We start from the raw sequence: 18672 nt of genomic DNA, 5'->3' as shown, positions 1-18672 counted from the left end.
TTCTATTTTTTCAGTAAATGTACATTCTGATATACTTTTCTAATTTCATCCCTTACTTCCATTAGCGCAAAGCCTAAGAGGTTCTTGCCACGCCACGAGGCAATGTTATATGCTTTCTCATTGTCTTTGCCAAAGCCTATTCCCCAAATGGTATCCATCGGACTTGCTTCTACTAATATTTTATCACCAGTAGAGAGCAAAAAGTCCATCATTTCCTTATTCTGAGTGAATTTGTAGTAATTCCCATTCAGTACGATGCTGTATTTGGCTTTGTCCCACACCTGAGGGTCAAAGTTGCGCACTTTCCTTCCCAAGGCTTTCATAAGTTTAGGGTCGGAGGTGTTCATTATTTCTTCCTCCACCTCTTCATCTCCAAACAAACGCGCTTTTTCAGCCATCATATACTGCTCAGCACAATAATATTTATCACCATCTACAGAAAAAGGTGAGGGTTGCCATTGCGAAAAACAAGATTCATCTACTACCTCTGCATTGGGTTTCCAAAAGAAAACAAACTTGAGCTTCTTTGCCGAATGGATAAAGGTCGCTTTAGAATACTTATAAGCGCCTTTGGGTTGCCAAACCGGAATTCCTTCGTAGTAATAATCCTCCTCGTCATCTATATCTTGGTCATCCTCTTCCCATCTGTTGTAATGCCAAAAACAAGGATACGGAAAAAGTGCTTGGTACTCTTTTTGTTGTGCTGGGGTAAGGGACTCATACCAGTCCCAAAACTTGGATTTATAATCTTCGCCAGCGCCCATACGCCAGCCTATCGTAAATTCAGTATAAGCAGGGAATGCAATCCACTGCGGTGCCATATAATTCATAACTAAACTATTAATTATTAATGATTAACAATGGGGCAAAAATAACAATAATTAGTCAATTAGCCAACTTTCTGATTAGCAAATTAGTAAAAATTTGTCATTCGTTATTCGTATTTCACAATTATTTTCTACTTTTGCCTCACCTAAACCCTAATACCTGAAACTTAACACCTAAACTATGGCAGCACATAATGATTTTGGAAAAGAAGGCGAGCAAGATGCTGTAAACTTCCTTATAGAAAATGGTCATACTATTTTAGAACGCAATTTTAGATTCGGTCACGCCGAGATTGATATAATTTCTCGAAAGGACAATATTTTGCATATTGTAGAGGTAAAAACTCGTAATTCAAGTGCTTATGGCGAACCCGAATCGTTTGTGAACCAACAAAAAATCGACCTTTTAGTAAGAGCAACCAACTACTATATGCAAAAAACCGATTTAGATTTAGAGGTTCAATTTGATATCATTTCAATTGTAAAAAACAATGTTGAGTTTACTATCAACTATATTGAGGATGCTTTTTACCCATTCTAAAAATGTTAAATAAATATAATTTTTTGCCCTATATTGTTATAGAATTATTTTTTTTAGTACTTTTGTAACAATTTTAAACCTCAGCAAAATGAAAACAGTAGCCTCAGCCGTTGAACAATACATCAAATCAAAACCTTTTTTGCAAACTGCCCTCTCTCAAGGGATTATCAACCTCACATCGCTCGCAAGGGTGATTCGCAAAGATATACAAAGCGAAACTACCACACGCGAAGTCCGTAATGGGGCTATAGTAATGGCTCTCAAACGATTATCGGTAGATATGGAGTTCCGTTCTACGCATCGTATCGTAAAAGTATTAAAAAATATAGGCGATATTATCGTTCGATCAAACCTTATTGACTATACTTTCTTACTATCGGATACTTTTATGAACAATCAGGCTGAATTGCTTCAAAAGATTCAAAACAACAAAGATGTGTTCTATGCTGCTACTCGTGGGGTAAATGAAACAAATCTCATTGTAAGTAGTACAATGGAGAGTATTGTGGAAGATATTTTCAAGAAAGAACGCTTATTGCACAAGTTTCCTAATTTAGGGGCTATCAGTGTGAAATTACCTGAAGAAAATATTTCGGTACCAGGAATTTATTATTTCATCTTCCAGCGTTTGGCGTGGGAAGGTGTGAGTATGAACGAGGTAATTTCTACTGCAAATGAGTTTACTATAGTAATTCCTGAATACCACGTGGACATTGCTTTTAAAGTGATTAAAGATTTAAAATTATTATAAAAATAAATGGTTAGAGTTAGATTTGCTCCAAGTCCTACAGGAGCATTGCATATCGGAGGCGTACGTACCGCCTTATTCAATTATTTATTCGCCAAAAAACACGGTGGCGACTTCTTACTTCGCATTGAAGATACCGACCAAAATCGCTATGTACCAGGCGCTGAGCAGTACATCATCAACTCACTGAACTGGTTAGGGCTTACTTACAACGAGGGAGTAGGCAAAGAGGGCAAACACGCTCCCTACCGCCAAAGTGAACGCAAGCCGCTCTACAAACAATATGCCGATGCTCTTATTGAGAATGGTTGGGCGTATTACGCTTTTGATACTGCTGAGGCACTTGATATTGCGCGCAAAGAGGCTGAAGCCAAAGGAGAAACCTTTATATACAATTGGGCAACACGCGATACTTTGCAAAACTCTCTATCGCTGAGTGCTGAAGAGGTACAACAACGCCTGCAACGAGGTGATGAGTACGTAATTCGCTTCAAAATGCCCCACAACGAACAGTTGAAAATGAACGATATGATTCGTGGGGAAGTAACTATCGATACGAGTACCTTAGACGACAAAGTGCTCTTCAAAAGTGACGGAATGCCTACTTACCACTTAGCAAACATCGTAGACGACCACCTAATGGAAATTACTCACGTAATACGCGGTGAAGAATGGTTGCCTTCTATGGCTTTGCACCTAATACTCTACCGCGCTTTTGGTTGGCAAGCTCCTGCTTTTGCTCATTTGCCTCTTATCCTCAAACCTGTAGGGAATGGCAAACTCAGCAAACGCGATGGTATCAAACTCGGTTTTCCTGTCTTCCCAATGGATTGGACAGAGAATAGCGAAACGCTAAAAGGATTTAGTGGAGAAGGTTATTTTCCTGAAGCTCTTATCAACTTTTTAGCACTTTTAGGGTGGAATCCAGGGAATGATGAGGAGATTTTTTCAATGGAACAACTCATTCAACTATTTGATTTAGAAAAAGTACACAAGGCTGGGGCTCGTTTCGACCCTGAGAAAATCAAATGGTTCAACCACCAATATTTACAAATGAAACCCAATGATGAATTGGCTACCCTTTTCCAAAAAGACCTTACCGAAAGAGGTGTAACTGCCCCAATTGCTACAGTAGAAAAAGTAGTTGGACTCATCAAAGAGCGCGCTTCCTTTGTAAGTGATTTCTGGGAACTTAGCAAATTCTTCTTTGAAGCACCTACCCAATACGACGAAAAGGCAATTAAAAAACAATGGAAAGAACAAACTCCTACCATTGTGAAAGAAGTAGCTGAAGTACTCCAAAATACTGCTAATTTTACTTCAATTGCCTTAGAAGAGGCGGTAAAGCAATATATGGAAACAAAGGGCTTAGGCTTTGGTCAAGTAATGCCTCCATTGCGCTTGGCATTAGTAGGTGAACTCAAAGGTCCTCACATATTTGATATTATAGAGGTTATAGGTAAAGAAGAAACACTATGCCGTTTGGACGCAATTCTTTCTGCTGAAAAATAAAAAAATGAAATAATTTTTCACTTTTTATTTGGTAGTTAGAAAAATATTCTTACCTTTGCCCCATCAAATAGAACAATATTATATGACATTGTACACTTTAAACATAATGACGATGTGTTGCACACTCAATTTGAGCAGTGCAAGGCTCGTTATTTCTTAAAGATATGTCAGTTACTATATTTTAACAAATGAAATAACAACCCCCACCGCTTTATAAAGGTAGTGGGGGTATTTTTTTATAACGATGACAAAAATAAATTGTACTGAGAGTCTTATTAATGAACTCTATCACGAAAGTAAAAACATCAAACACCACGTAAGCAAACAGCGTATTACACGCTTTGTAAACGACCTTTTTCAGTTCTTATTTCTTATTGATGAACGCACTTGCTTATCAAAAGTGAGTATAGAAGCCCGCTATGAGGAATTGCGTTGGGATTTTATCAATATTGTAGACGATTTTCTGCTAAACGAATCTCAAAAAGCAAAAACAACCGATTATTACGATTGTATTTTGCCTAATATCTATCAGCAATTGCGAGAAGATGCTCAGTATTTTATTGATAGCGACCCTGCAGCAACTTCTATCAGAGAAGTACAAATCACCTACCCTGGTTTCTTTGCTATTATGGTATATCGCATTGCTCACGAATTGTGGTTGCGCAAAGTACCTCTCTTGCCGCGTATGCTCACTGAATACGCTCATAGCAAAACGGGTATCGACATTCACCCAGGGGCAAGCATTGGAGTCCCTTTTATGATTGACCACGGTACAGGTATTGTAATTGGAGAAACTACAGTAATAGGTAACTATGTAAAGATATATCAAGGAGTTACCTTGGGGGCTCTATCGGTATCAGTAGATAAGGCTCATACCAAGCGCCACCCTACCATTCAGGATAATGTGGTGATATACTCTGGTGCTACTATTTTAGGTGGTGAAACCGTAATAGGACACGATAGTATCATCGGCGGGAATGTATGGCTCACCAATAGCATCGAACCTTTTACTAAGGTTTTCCACAAAAGTCAGATTATTGTAAAGGACAACGAAGTATATGAAGAACCGATTAATTTTGTTATCTGATTCCTAAACACGTAACTAATAAATAATTTATATAATGGCGTACAAAAATGTTTTAGAAGTCATCGGGCATACTCCCGAGGTAAAAATCAACAGATTGTTTGGCAATGATGCCAACGTATTCATCAAATTAGAGCGCTTGAACCCTGGCGGTAGTATCAAAGACCGTATTGCGCTCGCTATGGTTGAAGATGCCGAAGCTAAAGGCATCCTTAAAAAAGACAGTGTGATTGTAGAGCCTACCTCTGGCAACACGGGAGTGGGCTTGGCATTAGTAGCGGCTGTAAAGGGCTATAAACTCATCGTGGTAATGCCTGAATCAATGAGTATTGAACGCCGCAAGTTGGTAGCCGCTTATGGCGCCGAAGTAGTACTCACGCCTAAAGAAAAAGGTACGGGGGGAGCGGTCGCTAAAGCTCTGGAAATAGCTGAAGGCAAACCTAACTATTGGGTACCTCAACAGTTTAAAAACCCTGCTAATCCTGATGTACACGAAAAAACAACTGCTCAGGAAATACTAAAATCTTTCCCCGAAGGTTTTGACTATTTCGTAACGGGAGTAGGTACTGGCGGACATATCTCTGGGGTATCAAAAGTGCTTAAACAACACTTCCCTAACCTCAAAACTGTAGCTGTAGAACCCGATCAATCGGCGGTGTTGAGTGGTGGTGCTCCAGGTCCTCACGCCTTACAAGGATTGGGCACTGGCTTCATACCCGATAACTATAACCCTGCTGTAGTAGATGAAGTTATCCCTATCTCTAAAGAAGAAGCCTTTGATTACGCTCGCCGATTGGCTAAAGAAGAAGGTATTTTAGGAGGTATCTCTACTGGTGCTGCTTTAGCTGCCGTTGCTAAAGTACTCAAAAAAGACCCCAAAGCGCGTATCCTCACCATAAATTACGACACAGGAGAACGCTACTGGTCAGTAGAAGGACTTTTTTAGTGAAATGTGAAAAATGAAAAGTCTTAATAATTAAAAAGCAGTTGGATAAAATAAGTATCCAACTGCTTTTTTGTAACTCATCATTCGTATTTCGTCATTACAAATTTCCGATTACTTCATTCTTAGGGTATTTTACCTTATAGCTAATGCGGAATTTCTTAGTTTCACCTGCTTTGAGGTTGGTATCCCAAGTGAGTATACCCGTTTCCTTATTCACTTCAGCTTTTGAGGTATCTAAGAGTTCTATTTGTATCTTATCATCAGTGGTAAGTGGGTATTGGTCTTTTAGTTTCAGGTCTATAGCCTCTTTTTTATTGGCTGAATTCAAGTTCCAAATGCAACGGAATTCATATTAATAATTTGTTTAAATTTTTCGTTTGGTGTGAGGTATCCAAGTCTTTTACGAGGTCTATTATTTAGATTGTTTTCAATCCATTTAATACGCTTGTTGGTTACTTCACTAAAGTCCGTACCCTTTGGGATATACTGCCTGATAAGACCGTTAGTATTTTCATTGGCACCACGCTCCCAAGAGTGGTATGGCTTACAAAAATAGAAATTAATATCTAATTTTTGTGCTATATCCTCGTGTTTTGCAAATTCTTTTCCATTATCAGCCGTTATTGTGTGTATTAAGTTTTTTACTTTTCGTAATGCCCATACTGTAATCTTTGCTACAGGGATGGCTTCTTTCCCTGATAGCTTACGTATCCATACTCTGCTTGTTGCTCTATCATTAATGGTTAGAATAGCACCTTTGTGATTCTTTCCAATAATTGTATCTATCTCTAAATCACCAAATCTTTCTTTTTGCTCTACAATTGAAGGTCGCTGATCAATCTCCACTCTATTCGGAATAAATCCTCTACCTGCGTTTTTAGAACCACGCTTTGAATATTTGCGTCCTTGCCTTCTAAGAGATTTATGAAGATCCCCACCTTGTCGTTTATCTTGCCATATCCAACAATATATAGTTTCGTGAGATACCATAGCTATATTTTCTACTTGGCTTCTGCCCACTATCTGCTCTGGGCTCAAGTCCTTTCGTAGAAGCTTTTTTACACGCTTCTTCATAGCTTGTGTAAATACCTCCTTTCGCTTCTTTTCAACCTTACGTTTATCTGCCTTTCTTTGGGCAAGATCAGGGTTGTATTTTCCACTACGACTATCGCAATTGCGTTTTATTTCTCTATAAATATTACTCCTATCAACTCCAATAGCTTCAGCTATATCTTTTTTACTCATCGGAACTTGCAACATCTTAGAAATTGCATACCTTTGCTTTTCGGTTATATGTTTACTCATCTACAACTTTTATTTCTTTGGACGGACAATAAAAACAAAGATAGTAACATTTATCCATTCAGCAGAGAACAGAGGGAATTGTCTCTCTTTTCTCTCTGAAAAAAATATTACTTATGCAGCTATTAATCCTTTTCTTTAAAAGTTGCATTTATAACTTGAACTCAAGAATGAATAAAATTTAAAGGAGACAAAAATGCCACAAATTCTTATAGACAGAAAAACATGTTCTAAATGCAATACTTGCGCAACTGTATGTGTAATGGGAATCATTGATAAATCGACAGCCTTAAATTATCCAACCATACCTGAAGAAAAATTGGATTATTGTTTAAAATGTGGTCATTGTGAGTCTTTTTGTGCACAGAAGGCTCTTACCTTAGATTTCCTTCTTGACGAAAAAATTAATACGTCTTTTTTGGATAGTCAGATTGAACCACAGAATATAGCATTGTATATAAAAAGTCGACGTTCTGTGAGACATTATTCTTCAAAGACAGTTAATAAAGAGTTAATTGCTAAAGTTATTGATATAGCCCGTTATGCTCCATCTGGAGGGAATGGACAACCAGTAAAATGGATTGTTATTCATAAACCATCAGAGGTAAATCGTGTTGCAAGTTTAACCGTTGATTGGATGCGAACTATTCAAAACACATCACATCCTCTAGCAGATTATGTACCTGCAATAATTTCAACTTGGGATAGTGGTTTGGATTTGATTTGCCATAATGCTCCCCATTTACTTTTTGCACATGTTCCTATTGAGCCAATTGATGACCCTACCGAAGCAATTATTGCTTTGACTCATTTTGATATTGCTGCGCCCGCTTTTGGTATCGGTACATGTTGGGCTGGATTCGTAAAGTTGGCTATAGACAATTATAAACCATTAAAGGATTTGTTATCAATACCAGAAGAACGTAAAGCGGCTTGTCCAATGCTATTTGGATATTCAAGTTATAAAATAACTTCTATTCCGAGACGCAATCCTGTGGATATTACATGGAAGTAAAATAGAAGTTACTTAATGACTAAAATGGTGTATTAAACAGTTAATCTTGATTCAGTAAAAAAAATAATTTTGTTTTACTGAATCAGACTCTAATCAACTAACAATTAAGAGGGATGGTTTTTTTCAGGAACTCTCTCCAACATTTCCAAAAAACAACATTCCCATTGTTTTGCAGCCAAACTAACAATTTGACAATTAAGATTTATTCCATATTTATCAGCAATAACTCTGACTTGACTTTTTCTGAATATTGTCTTTAATACAGTTCTGGCTGGCAAATCGGGTTTTTGCAACAAGAAAGTGAGAAAATTCAGATATTTTCTTTTCAATTCATAACTTATTGACATTTTTTTTCTTTCAATCTTTAAAAGTGCTGACTTGACTTTTGGTGGTGGCAAAAAACTCTCATGAGATATTTCATACATAAGTTTTAAATCAAAAAAAGTATGATAAAACACAATATATGGATTGAAAACTTTTTTTGAAAATAACTTTTGGGCAGGTTCAAGTTGCATTATCAATGAACCACCCATAAAATGCTCAACACTATCAAACATCAAGGATTTTAAAATTTCAGAAGTTATTCTGAAAGGGATATTAGACACAACTTTAAAATTTCTTTTTGGTATGGTGTAACATCTAAAATCACAATCAATAATTTTGACATTCGTGTTGTTAGAAAACTTGTTTTTTAGAATGGACAATAGCGATTTATCATTCTCTATTGCAATTATATTTGTGCATTGACGAACTAAATGAACAGTCAAAAATCCTTTTCCGGCACCAATATCTATAACAGTGTCGGATTCATTTATTTTCGCAATTTTAATTGCATCATCTATCAGCACTTTATCTATAGTAAAATGCTGTCCCGTGTATCTTACGGGCAGTTTATTTTTTATCATTACTTATTTCTTGCTGAATTCAAGTTCCAAATGCAACGGAATTCATATTAATAATTTGTTTAAATTTTTCGTTTGGTGTGAGGTATCCAAGTCTTTTACGAGGTCTATTATTTAGATTGTTTTCAATCCATTTAATACGCTTGTTGGTTACTTCACTAAAGTCCGTACCCTTTGGGATATACTGCCTGATAAGACCGTTAGTATTTTCATTGGCACCACGCTCCCAAGAGTGGTATGGCTTACAAAAATAGAAATTAATATCTAATTTTTGTGCTATATCCTCGTGTTTTGCAAATTCTTTTCCATTATCAGCCGTTATTGTGTGTATTAAGTTTTTTACTTTTCGTAATGCCCATACTGTAATCTTTGCTACAGGGATGGCTTCTTTCCCTGATAGCTTACGTATCCATACTCTGCTTGTTGCTCTATCATTAATGGTTAGAATAGCACCTTTGTGATTCTTTCCAATAATTGTATCTATCTCTAAATCACCAAATCTTTCTTTTTGCTCTACAATTGAAGGTCGCTGATCAATCTCCACTCTATTCGGAATAAATCCTCTACCTGCGTTTTTAGAACCACGCTTTGAATATTTGCGTCCTTGCCTTCTAAGAGATTTATGAAGATCCCCACCTTGTCGTTTATCTTGCCATATCCAACAATATATAGTTTCGTGAGATACCATAGCTATATTTTCTACTTGGCTTCTGCCCACTATCTGCTCTGGGCTCAAGTCCTTTCGTAGAAGCTTTTTTACACGCTTCTTCATAGCTTGTGTAAATACCTCCTTTCGCTTCTTTTCAACCTTACGTTTATCTGCCTTTCTTTGGGCAAGATCAGGGTTGTATTTTCCACTACGACTATCGCAATTGCGTTTTATTTCTCTATAAATATTACTCCTATCAACTCCAATAGCTTCAGCTATATCTTTTTTACTCATCGGAACTTGCAACATCTTAGAAATTGCATACCTTTGCTTTTCGGTTATATGTTTACTCATCTACAACTTTTATTTCTTTGGACGGACAATAAAAACAAAGATAGTAACATTTATCCATTCAGCAGAGAACAGAGGGAATTGTCTCTCTTTTCTCTCTGAAAAAAATATTACTTATGCAGCTATTAATCCTTTTCTTTAAAAGTTGCATTTATAACTTGAACTCAAGTTGTTCTTAACGGTAATTTCGTAAGTAAAAGTCTGCTCTTTATAGCTGGAAATAAACTTAGTTGCCGATTTATCAGCTATTTTTTCGCGTTTTACACTTATCTTCTTATCATTACCCATAGTGAGTTGCATACTCTCTGAGGTTTGATTAGGATCTATCAGTGTTTTACCTACATACATATCTTCAAAAATCACATTTGCCTGACCTGTAAGCAGGTTATACTGCGAATAATCGTCAACGGAAGCCACCAAATACACTCCATTATCTATACGCGGTGCGGTGTAATACTCATATTTAGCTTTGATTTTAAGCTCTTTGAGTGATACACTATGCTCTTTGTTGTTAGAGAGTATATCATAAGGCGTAGTAATCTCAAACGAGGTATTGAGTTGATTTTCGTTTAGATTTGTATAATCGGAAATAGTAGCTTCTTCTTGTATCTGTTCTACCATTGCTTCTTTTTTTACTGCTTCTGAACGATAGACATTAGCTCTCACGTAGTTGTCGTCGCTATCATATCGCCTGCCAAAATAGAGATACCACGCTTTTAGTAGCGTAAACTGATTATTCTGATTAGGATTACCACTAGAAAGACTCAGTTTGATATGCTTCCAATCTACCCCAGTATTTTGTCGCACTTGCGCCTTATACACCAAATTGATAGGTTGAGAGATATTGTCAGCACGCAAGTCATAAAAAGGCACCCACGACGCATTGGGGGTTATATAACTCACACTGAAATCAGCTTTAACAGGAGCATCAACCATTACTTGCAACACCAATTTGCCATCAGAAAGCGTTTCTTCTTTAGTAACTTCTCCTTTAAGACGTTGTTCCAAATTGTAACGAAGACTGCGCAATTTGTTTTGCTTATCAGTCATCGTATCTATTTTGTCGAGAGAAGTGGTCATCTTATCCTTTGAATAGTCGAGAAACTTAGCGTACTCAGCTACATTAAGTCCCGTACCACCTCCTAACACCGATTTGTTTTCTTTAATCAAATCTACTACTTGCTTTTCAGCAGCAATCTGGTTATTGAGCTTATCAATTTGAGAAGTCAGCAAGTCGATACTATCTTTCACTTGTTTCGATTTGGGCAAGAGGTTCTCACCATCAGTAGTATACTGAGTGGTAAATTGAGCCGAAAGTACCGTTACATTTTTAGGAGCTACAATGCGAAGTGTATTCTCATTTAGTCTATTAGCAACGTTTTTCACTACAATTTCATTCGTACCCTTGTTGAGGTTCGCACTAAAATAATGAGTAAGTTCAGCCGAATTGAAATATACTGTAGCTGCATCGAGTTTAGCATTAGCAAATTGTGCTTTTTGCGCTAACACAAAAGCTGAACTAAACAATAAAATATAGGTAATAAACTGTTTCATCTACGCATTATTTGTTTTTTGTTTCTCGTCATTCGTAATTCGTCCCTCGTCATTCGTAATTTGTTTCCCTTCTTTAGCCAAGTAGGTAGGGAGGTTCAATCCTGCCATATTGAAGAGGTCGTTGAGAGGTGGGACAGTTTTCATCATCCCCGATACGAAATTGGCAGTAGAGTTATTGCCATCTTCACCTTTGCCAGAATCCCATACTGTAATCTTATCGATTTTGATATTCTTAACGGCTTCCACTTGGGTTTTAACGAGTTCAGGCAACTTCTCGATAAGGAGCAATTGGAATGCTTTGGTAGGGTCGCCCCCTGCTGCACTAACCACATCTTTATAACCTTCAGCTTGTTTGGTAAGGATTTGGAAGAGACCTTTTGCTTCAGCTTCCATTTTAGCGTAAATAGCATCGGCTTCCCCTTTAGCTTTCTCGCGAAGGCGTTCAGCTTCGGCTTGTGCCTCGATAATAGCGCGCTGTTTGTCAATTTCAGCAGGGACAATGATATTTGCCACCTGGGTAGCACGTTCGCGTTCAGAACGAGCAGTTTCAGCTTTTTCTTCAGCTGAATAGGCTTCTTCTAAAGCTTTAGCTTGTTGTACTTTTTCAGCTGAAATAGCAATACGCAACGATTCGGCTTCTTTTTCACGACGTAGCGCTTCAGAGTTGGCAATCGCAATTTTAGCCTCGTTTTCCCCTTTGATAGCCAAGGCATTAGCTTCTGAAATTTTGATACGACTATCACGGTCGGCTTCTGCTTTACCAATAGACTCAAACTTCTTAGCTTCGGCAATCCCTACAGTTTCATCTTTCTTAGCCTCGGCGATGCTAATCTCTTTATCTTTTTGAGTGATAGCGATTTTCACATCTCTATCGCGGTGTGTTTCGGCTATTTGGGTATCTTTCTCACGGTCGGCAAGGGCTTTACCAGTTTCCCCTATTTTCTCTTGTTCAGCCACACTGATTTTTGCCTCGTTGATAGCTTTCGCAGCCGCTTCTTTACCAAGAGCTTCAATATAACCCGACTCGTCTTTGATATCGGTTACGTTTACGTTGATGAGTTTTAAACCTATTTTTTTGAGCTCACTATCTACGTTTTTAGAGATGTTTTCGAGGAATTTATCACGGTCGGAATTGATTTCCTCAATAGTCATAGTAGCGATGACCAAACGCAACTGACCGAAAAGAATATCTTTTGCCAACTCTTGAATTTGCTCAGGTGAGAGCCCTAAGAGGCGTTCGGCAGCTGCATTCATATTCTCGTGTTCGGTAGAAATCGCAATCGTAAAGCGACAAGGTACATCTACCCGAATATTCTGACGGCTCAGCGCATTGGTAAGGTTTGCTTCGATAGAAAGCGGACGCAAATCTAAATAGGCATAATCCTGAATCACAGGCCATACAAAGGCACCACCCCCATGGATACACTTGGCAGATGAACCACCGGTTTTACCGTAGATTACGAGAATTTTGTCGGACGGACAGCGTTTGTAACGCGCCACAAGCGATGAGATAGTAACAAAGAGGACAACCGCCAAAATAACGATAAGTCCAATTGGTGAAGTGAATGTTTCCATTAAAATATTGTTTTAAATTAATAATTAACAAATGTTGCGACAAAGATAAAGAATAAGTTACGATTTACCAAATTTTCTAAAGGCTTGAATGGTTTGGTAATAGCCATAACCTATAAATATACGACCTATGAAAAGTAGTAAATATGGAAATCCTTCTAATCTTATATCAATAATCTTTAAATCACCCCACTTGGTTAGATTAAAAACATCAACTAATGAGGTTATGAAGTTTGAAATTCCTTCTGTATTTGTATCAAGTTCTATATCATTATTCATAAATAAAAGAACCATAAAATATGTTATAAACCCTACTAGTATAGAAAAATTAACCCCTGCGATCCAATTAGTGTCAAACTTATTAGAGTTTTTATTAAACCATAGTGTAATTTTGTCGTGTTCCCTAAGTACTACGATAAACAGCATAGCAAAACTCATTAAAGCAATGATTATTACAATGCTTAATCCGAGTTGATCATTTAATATTTTTGAAATTTGTAATAAAAACCAATGAATAGTTTTATATGCCCAATCATTTTTAAAATCTTCTTGTCCATATATAATTACAAGAAAAATTATTGTCATAATAAACAATAATAAAGGAGATATATAATTATTTTGCTTTACAATTTCTCTTGTACTTTTTCTATTTTCATAGAATTTTAGAAGAACTAATAAAATCAATGCTAATGCTAATAGCCAAAACCAATAATAGCTTTTTTCAATCATATATAAGGAAAGAGATACTACACTAAAAAAAAGTAATACGTATTTTATTCCCATTCTTGTTTTTCTGTCAATAATTACAGGAATAGTATACACAAACAGGTTTGAGATTATTATATTATTTTTGAGTTTAGTAAAAAATGGCTGTAGATTGTAGGATGCTTTTTTAATTTGATCTTTAATTTTTATTACTTTAGTAGATACATCACTAAAAAAACCTTCTGTTTTTTCATCTTCAGCACGTTTCTCTTCTAAGTAAACACTCATTTCTTTTTCATAAAAACGAAGTCCTTCAACCTTATTATTTTGTTTGTAAAAATTATCTTTAATAATGCGATAGGTCTCACGAATTTGGTTATAAATAAGTGGCGTCTTATCCTGAACTTCAAAGTCATTTTTATATTTTACATTATCACGATTATTAAATATATATAGAACTCCCTCTTCTTCTATTTTTATATCCCAAAGGTTGATATTATTGTTAAAATTACTCCGAGATATATCTAACCCTCTTCTAAAAATTGTACTTTCAAATCGTATATAGGACACTCTTGTCTCTACTCTACAATGTAGAAATTGAACTTCTTCATCAAATTCTGTATTTGAAAAAATTGCCCTATCCAAAAAATCTGTAAAGTGAAACTGCTGCGCTTTATGAAAATGAGCACTATAAAAGTCTGCTAATTTATTGAATGAGGTATTTTCAAATCGAACAGTATTATGAAACTTACAATGGTGAAAACGTACTTTTTTACAAAACTGAGCATTTTCAAAATTGATAGATTCTTTTTTATACTCTTTTATATCAGTACAAAACTCTGTTTCTGAAAAATAAATAGTATCATAAAAAATAGCTTGAGAGAAGTCTATTTCTTTTTGAAATTTAGCATTTTCAAAAAGAAATTTAACTTCTGAATTATTCTCATTTAAATTGTCCTCTTGCTTGATCCCAAATTTTGCACCTGAAAAATTAACAGTTTCTTTAAAAATAGCCTTAGAAAAGTTTACTCCCTTTTCAAATATAGAAGCTTTAGCAATTATTTTTTCTTGATTGTTTTTAATATATGAAAATGAAATTTTTTTATTAAATGTACAACCTGAAAAATCCACATCTTTCTTAAAAATACAACCTGAAAAATCCACATCTTTCTTAAAAATACAATTTGAAAAGTTAACCTCTTTATCAATAGTTTTCCCTATAATATTAATCTCTTCTGTAAAAACTAAGGTTTCTTCCTTATAAACTTCTCGTAATTTATCAATAACATCAAACAAAGTTTCTTTTTTTGGCAATTTGTGTAGCCAAATTTTCTTACCATTGCTTTTAGATCGATTGATGTATTTTTTTAAATCCATAGTGTTTTTATTTTCTAAATTAAAGTTTTCTACTGAAAGCGTCCGAAAAGTTCTATCTGTGAGGGCGTTTGCAAAACGCCCCTACATAACATACTCTAAAAGTAATTGATTTTTAGAGTAATCAACTTTGGTAAAGTGTGAAACTTTGCCAAAGTGTAGCGACTCATTTTCTCTTACCATAGTGCTTTTCATAGTAATCTCTAAATTCTTTTACTTGATCTTCAGTATAATGAAATAAACCATAACCTTCTTTTAGAGGGCGTTCTACTATGTAATAGTAGGTGTTTTTATCTAAATCTTTTACTAAATGAACTGAAATAAAAAAATCATTACTCCCTGTAATACATATTTCATAGTTCGTGAGTTTTAAGTATTGCGAAGCGTAGTTATCAGCGCGCTGTTGCCAAGTCAGCGTAGAAGGCAGTGTTATATTTCCAAGACTACTATAGTTTTTGTTAAGGATTATCTTAAAGTAATCGGCTAATACTTTTGCATAAGTAGCTTTTTGTAAATCTTTTGAATGGTCGCCTGTAGTTTTGAGAAGATGGATTTCACTTTCTGATTTTTTATACACATAATAAGTGTTAGTCTCATTCTTTTCTACCTCCCCTTCATCACGGCAATCACCCCAATGTTCTACTTTTTGAATGTGAAAACTAATATATTCCTCACTGATTTTTTTATAAGTACCATAAGAGGTGGTAAAACAATCATTCCCACACGGGGCTGAATACCACGATTTAAAATTTCCATCGGTAGATAACTGTAGGTGATTACCATAACTCCAATCGGGATTTTCGGGTTTTGTAAGGATATAAAAATCTTCCTTATTAACATTATCTCCTAATATGTTGTTAATCTCCCATTTAGCACCTATAAGGTCTTGGGCGGAAACCATTCCTATACAGAGAAAATTGAGTATTATAAAAAGTGTTTTCATCATTGTTTTTTCTTCTTTGTTTTACAATTAATTTCAAATACTCCCCAAATGCCCTTGAGTCCGTATTTTTTTATAGCTTTAGCACCTTCTGAATAGTAGGCTTTGAATTTGCCTTTATCATATTTTTCCAATAGATTTTTTATTTCCTCATTATCTTCACTGAGTAACTTGCCATTCAGATAGAACAAGCTCCATATTCGGGGATAGTCGTTGCCAAATACTGCTTTGATAGCACTCTCGGAATAATAAGGTCGGTCTTCCCCCGTTAGTCGCAATTCATCTTTGGAGACAACTTCAATAGGGTGATCGAGAAAGAGCGCTACAAGTTCGTTGTTATGTAGCTTTATCCCTACTACTTTATCAGGTTGAGATTTATTGTCGTTGTTAAGCAAGCGTATTTTCTTCCCTTCTTTTACATAAGGAAAACAATAAGTTCGATCGAATATTAATGGTTCTACAATACATAAGGTATCTTGCTTTAACACAAGTTGGTGAGGGCTATTGATCACTTTCCTTTGCTCTTTTTTGTCTCTAATAACATAAGTGTAATAAGTCTCTCCCTTAGATTGCGAAAAAGTGTAAAATGGCAAAAAGAATAGCAAAAATAGATATTTCATTGTATTATTGTTGTTTTTTCTGTTCTTTAGCACGTTGTTTTAAGTCTTTTTCAGTAAAGTAATAAACTGTTACTTTATCTTTATAATATTCCTCTCGCAAGTAGTAATAAGTATTGGTTTTCAGGTCTTTCACAAGGTAAAGAGTGCTATCATCGGTAGGGTAACCTTTGAGGATTTCGTAAGAGATAAGGTGAAAGAGTTTGCGCACAAGTTTGCCAATGCGCTCGTCCTTAGGCACATCACTTTTCAGTTGGAAAGAAGGATTGGGCGATTTACCATTTCGGCTATATATTTTCATAAAACGTGCTAAAGCCTCCGCATTTTTAGCCTTTTGTTTATCGGTAATGAGGTTTCCTGTACTTTTGATAAGATAAAATTCATCATTAGATACTTTATGAATGTAGTAACTGCCAATAGCTACCTTCAGATAGTTTTCTCCTACCATTTGGTATTGACCATCATAATGATCTTTATCTATTATACAAGGTGGAAAAAAAGTACTATCAGGGCGAAATAGAATCGTATTATCAGCTACACAAGGATTTTTCTGGCGTGGTTTTTTTAGAAAATAAACATCCGTTACATCGGGGAATTCTCCTAAGAAATTATCAATATCCCAATCCTTGCCTATAAATTCTTGAGCTGAAAGACAAGTGATAGAAAATAAAGCGATTAAGAGTGTTTTCATTTTTAGATTTTTTAGTAATCAAAATTTGTAATACAAAATGCTCATCGTGCCACGATTGTACTATGACCCTGTGCGAATGGCTTCTACAGGATTGAGTCGCGCTGCTGAGGAAGCAGGAATGATGCCCGAAAGCAAGCCTACTACAAACGAGATACTCAAACCTATGGCTACATTTTTAAACGATAGTATAAAAGTAAAACCTTCTTCACTGCTTGGGATTACAAAGGTGAGCAACCATACGAATAGCAACCCAAAAAGTCCGCCGATAATCGCCAAAAGTACTGCTTCAAACAAAAACTGAAATAAAATAAACTGATTTTTAGCGCCTAACGACTTTTGTACCCCGATGAGGTTGGTGCGTTCTTTCACGCTCACAAACATAATGTTGGCAATCCCAAAGCCCCCTACCAAGATAGAAAAGCCCCCAATAATCCAACCTACTACATTCATCATTCCAATGGTTTCGTCTATCATATCAGTAAACGACGAGATTTTGTTGAGGAAAAAATTGTCGATATCCTCAGGTTTGAGTCCGCGATAAGTACGGAATTTCTGGCGCAATACGGCTTCATATTCTGCCATATCCACTCCTTTTTTAGGTTTGAGTACGACCCCACTGGGCATCCCTTGTGGACCTGTATTCATAAAACTGCGGACGAAATTAGCTGTTACATAGGCATTATTATCAGGACCTCCCCCTAATTCTCCGTATTTTTTCAGTACTCCAATAACCGTGAGTCGCCTGCCAAACACGCGTATTTCTTTATCGAGAGGATCTTCTTCTCCAAAGAGTTGTTCGGCAGCTTCATAGCCTAATATCGTTACTGCCGTTCCTGCATTAGCTTCCGCATCGTTGTAAAAACGCCCTTTGCCCATACGAATGTCGCTAATCTGTTCCACCCCCGCTGAGGTAGCCTGTACCGACATTGAGGGAATAGTTTTACCGCCGTACTTCACCGCCGAATTGAGTCCGAATAACTCGTACACCACTGCTTCGGTATTAGGTAATTCACGTTTGAGAAATTCGTATTCCTGATAGGTAACTTGCGGAAAGCTCAGGCGTTGCCACTGAGGCACAGAAGAAGGCGCAAAAGAATATTTGGAAAGGTTGATCATATTCTTATCCAAACCCGAAAGACTCTCCTGAATACTCCTATTCAATGAATCAACCGCTGCTAACACCGAGATAATAGAAAAGATGCCCACCGTTACACCTAATAGCGATAGGAAAGTGCGGAGCTTGTTGTCGCGCAGTGACTTGATAGCAAAGTTAAAACTCTCTTTTAATAGTTGTAGATAAATGAACATATCGTATTTTTTACATTAATTTCTAAATGTCTTG

17 protein-coding genes and 1 pseudogene are annotated in these 18672 nt (G+C 36.3%); 6 read left to right on the top strand and 12 right to left on the bottom strand.

The annotated features are described in order from the left end of the window. Positions 1 to 2: 2 nt before the first annotated feature. A complete protein-coding gene (locus I7X29_RS00985) occupies positions 3 to 830 on the bottom strand; it encodes an NADAR family protein (RefSeq protein WP_198472496.1) in 828 nt (275 codons plus the stop codon). 178 nt (positions 831 to 1008) lie between these two features. On the opposite strand from I7X29_RS00985, the gene I7X29_RS00980 reads away from it, so the two are divergent. The 5 genes from I7X29_RS00980 (at position 1009) to cysK (ending at position 5658) form a co-directional block, all read left to right on the top strand. Further along, positions 1009 to 1368 (top strand): YraN family protein, encoded by a 360-nt coding sequence (locus tag I7X29_RS00980; RefSeq protein ID WP_095900802.1) that lies wholly within the window; start codon positions 1009 to 1011, stop codon positions 1366 to 1368. Between the two features lie 88 nt (positions 1369 to 1456). Next, positions 1457 to 2119 (top strand): hypothetical protein, encoded by a 663-nt coding sequence (locus tag I7X29_RS00975; RefSeq protein WP_002681505.1) that lies wholly within the window; start codon positions 1457 to 1459, stop codon positions 2117 to 2119. Positions 2120 to 2125: 6 nt separating this feature from the next. Then, positions 2126 to 3628 (top strand): glutamate--tRNA ligase, encoded by a 1503-nt coding sequence (gene gltX, locus I7X29_RS00970; protein ID WP_198472495.1) that lies wholly within the window; start codon positions 2126 to 2128, stop codon positions 3626 to 3628. A gap of 244 nt (positions 3629 to 3872) precedes the next feature. Further along, positions 3873 to 4715 (top strand): serine O-acetyltransferase, encoded by an 843-nt coding sequence (locus tag I7X29_RS00965; RefSeq protein WP_198472494.1) that lies wholly within the window; start codon positions 3873 to 3875, stop codon positions 4713 to 4715. Between the two features lie 34 nt (positions 4716 to 4749). Further along, complete coding sequence (gene cysK, locus I7X29_RS00960) at positions 4750 to 5658, top strand: cysteine synthase A (RefSeq protein WP_198472493.1); 909 nt, start codon at positions 4750 to 4752, stop codon at positions 5656 to 5658. 97 nt (positions 5659 to 5755) lie between these two features. Here cysK and I7X29_RS00955 read toward each other — a convergent pair. Next, positions 5756 to 5974: pseudogene (locus tag I7X29_RS00955) on the bottom strand (DUF4139 domain-containing protein); the annotation flags it as partial. An 8-nt stretch (positions 5975 to 5982) separates the two neighbouring features. Then, positions 5983 to 6963 carry an IS30 family transposase gene (locus I7X29_RS00950; protein ID WP_004343809.1) on the bottom strand — a complete coding sequence of 327 codons (981 nt, stop codon included), beginning with the start codon at positions 6961 to 6963 and terminating at the stop codon, positions 5983 to 5985. 259 nt (positions 6964 to 7222) lie between these two features. On the opposite strand from I7X29_RS00950, the gene I7X29_RS00945 reads away from it, so the two are divergent. Then, a complete protein-coding gene (locus tag I7X29_RS00945) occupies positions 7223 to 7975 on the top strand; it encodes a nitroreductase family protein (protein ID WP_225883635.1) in 753 nt (250 codons plus the stop codon). A 104-nt stretch (positions 7976 to 8079) separates the two neighbouring features. Here I7X29_RS00945 and erm read toward each other — a convergent pair whose 3' ends face one another. The 9 genes from erm to I7X29_RS00900 all read right to left on the bottom strand — a co-directional run bounded on the left by erm (position 8080) and on the right by I7X29_RS00900 (position 18638). After that, a complete protein-coding gene (gene erm / locus I7X29_RS00940; protein WP_004342665.1) occupies positions 8080 to 8880 on the bottom strand; it encodes a 23S ribosomal RNA methyltransferase Erm in 801 nt (266 codons plus the stop codon). Positions 8881 to 8899: 19 nt separating this feature from the next. Continuing rightward, positions 8900 to 9880, bottom strand: coding sequence for an IS30 family transposase (locus I7X29_RS00935; protein ID WP_004343809.1), 981 nt, complete (start codon positions 9878 to 9880; stop codon positions 8900 to 8902). 135 nt (positions 9881 to 10015) lie between these two features. Next, positions 10016 to 11431, bottom strand: coding sequence for a DUF4139 domain-containing protein (locus I7X29_RS00930; RefSeq protein ID WP_225883634.1), 1416 nt, complete (start codon positions 11429 to 11431; stop codon positions 10016 to 10018). Then, the gene (locus tag I7X29_RS00925; protein WP_095900806.1) at positions 11432 to 13006 is read right to left on the bottom strand and encodes a flotillin family protein; all 1575 of its coding nucleotides are present in this window, start codon (positions 13004 to 13006) and stop codon (positions 11432 to 11434) included. A 57-nt stretch (positions 13007 to 13063) separates the two neighbouring features. Beyond that, positions 13064 to 15085 (bottom strand): pentapeptide repeat-containing protein, encoded by a 2022-nt coding sequence (locus I7X29_RS00920; protein ID WP_198472492.1) that lies wholly within the window; start codon positions 15083 to 15085, stop codon positions 13064 to 13066. A gap of 163 nt (positions 15086 to 15248) precedes the next feature. Next, a complete protein-coding gene (locus tag I7X29_RS00915; protein ID WP_198472491.1) occupies positions 15249 to 16028 on the bottom strand; it encodes a hypothetical protein in 780 nt (259 codons plus the stop codon). Further along, a complete protein-coding gene (locus I7X29_RS00910) occupies positions 16025 to 16642 on the bottom strand; it encodes a hypothetical protein (RefSeq protein WP_198472490.1) in 618 nt (205 codons plus the stop codon). Before I7X29_RS00910 ends, I7X29_RS00915 begins: the two co-directional genes overlap by 4 nt. A gap of 4 nt (positions 16643 to 16646) precedes the next feature. Continuing rightward, positions 16647 to 17330 carry a hypothetical protein gene (locus I7X29_RS00905; protein ID WP_198472489.1) on the bottom strand — a complete coding sequence of 228 codons (684 nt, stop codon included), beginning with the start codon at positions 17328 to 17330 and terminating at the stop codon, positions 16647 to 16649. Positions 17331 to 17390: 60 nt separating this feature from the next. After that, complete coding sequence (locus I7X29_RS00900; protein ID WP_002681509.1) at positions 17391 to 18638, bottom strand: ABC transporter permease; 1248 nt, start codon at positions 18636 to 18638, stop codon at positions 17391 to 17393. Positions 18639 to 18672: the final 34 nt, after the last annotated feature.

It is taken from the genome of Capnocytophaga periodontitidis (genome assembly GCF_016126015.1).
Classification (GTDB): Bacteria; Bacteroidota; Bacteroidia; order Flavobacteriales; family Flavobacteriaceae; genus Capnocytophaga; species Capnocytophaga periodontitidis.
This window is presented reverse-complemented; position numbering and strand designations above follow the sequence as displayed.

Bases quoted from the DNA above. Each gene is read 5' to 3' on its own strand.
- I7X29_RS00985 (WP_198472496.1), bottom strand. From the start codon at position 830: ATGAATTATATGGCACCGCAGTGGATTGCATTCCCTGCTTATACTGAA.
- I7X29_RS00980 (WP_095900802.1), top strand. From the start codon at position 1,009: ATGGCAGCACATAATGATTTTGGAAAAGAAGGCGAGCAAGATGCTGTA.
- I7X29_RS00975 (WP_002681505.1), top strand. From the start codon at position 1,457: ATGAAAACAGTAGCCTCAGCCGTTGAACAATACATCAAATCAAAACCT.
- gltX (WP_198472495.1), top strand. From the start codon at position 2,126: ATGGTTAGAGTTAGATTTGCTCCAAGTCCTACAGGAGCATTGCATATC.
- I7X29_RS00965 (WP_198472494.1), top strand. From the start codon at position 3,873: ATGACAAAAATAAATTGTACTGAGAGTCTTATTAATGAACTCTATCAC.
- cysK (WP_198472493.1), top strand. From the start codon at position 4,750: ATGGCGTACAAAAATGTTTTAGAAGTCATCGGGCATACTCCCGAGGTA.
- I7X29_RS00950 (WP_004343809.1), bottom strand. From the start codon at position 6,963: ATGAGTAAACATATAACCGAAAAGCAAAGGTATGCAATTTCTAAGATG.
- I7X29_RS00945 (WP_225883635.1), top strand. From the start codon at position 7,223: ATGGGAATCATTGATAAATCGACAGCCTTAAATTATCCAACCATACCT.
- erm (WP_004342665.1), bottom strand. From the start codon at position 8,880: ATGATAAAAAATAAACTGCCCGTAAGATACACGGGACAGCATTTTACT.
- I7X29_RS00935 (WP_004343809.1), bottom strand. From the start codon at position 9,880: ATGAGTAAACATATAACCGAAAAGCAAAGGTATGCAATTTCTAAGATG.
- I7X29_RS00930 (WP_225883634.1), bottom strand. From the start codon at position 11,431: ATGAAACAGTTTATTACCTATATTTTATTGTTTAGTTCAGCTTTTGTG.
- I7X29_RS00925 (WP_095900806.1), bottom strand. From the start codon at position 13,006: ATGGAAACATTCACTTCACCAATTGGACTTATCGTTATTTTGGCGGTT.
- I7X29_RS00920 (WP_198472492.1), bottom strand. From the start codon at position 15,085: ATGGATTTAAAAAAATACATCAATCGATCTAAAAGCAATGGTAAGAAA.
- I7X29_RS00915 (WP_198472491.1), bottom strand. From the start codon at position 16,028: ATGATGAAAACACTTTTTATAATACTCAATTTTCTCTGTATAGGAATG.
- I7X29_RS00910 (WP_198472490.1), bottom strand. From the start codon at position 16,642: ATGAAATATCTATTTTTGCTATTCTTTTTGCCATTTTACACTTTTTCG.
- I7X29_RS00905 (WP_198472489.1), bottom strand. From the start codon at position 17,330: ATGAAAACACTCTTAATCGCTTTATTTTCTATCACTTGTCTTTCAGCT.
- I7X29_RS00900 (WP_002681509.1), bottom strand. From the start codon at position 18,638: ATGTTCATTTATCTACAACTATTAAAAGAGAGTTTTAACTTTGCTATC.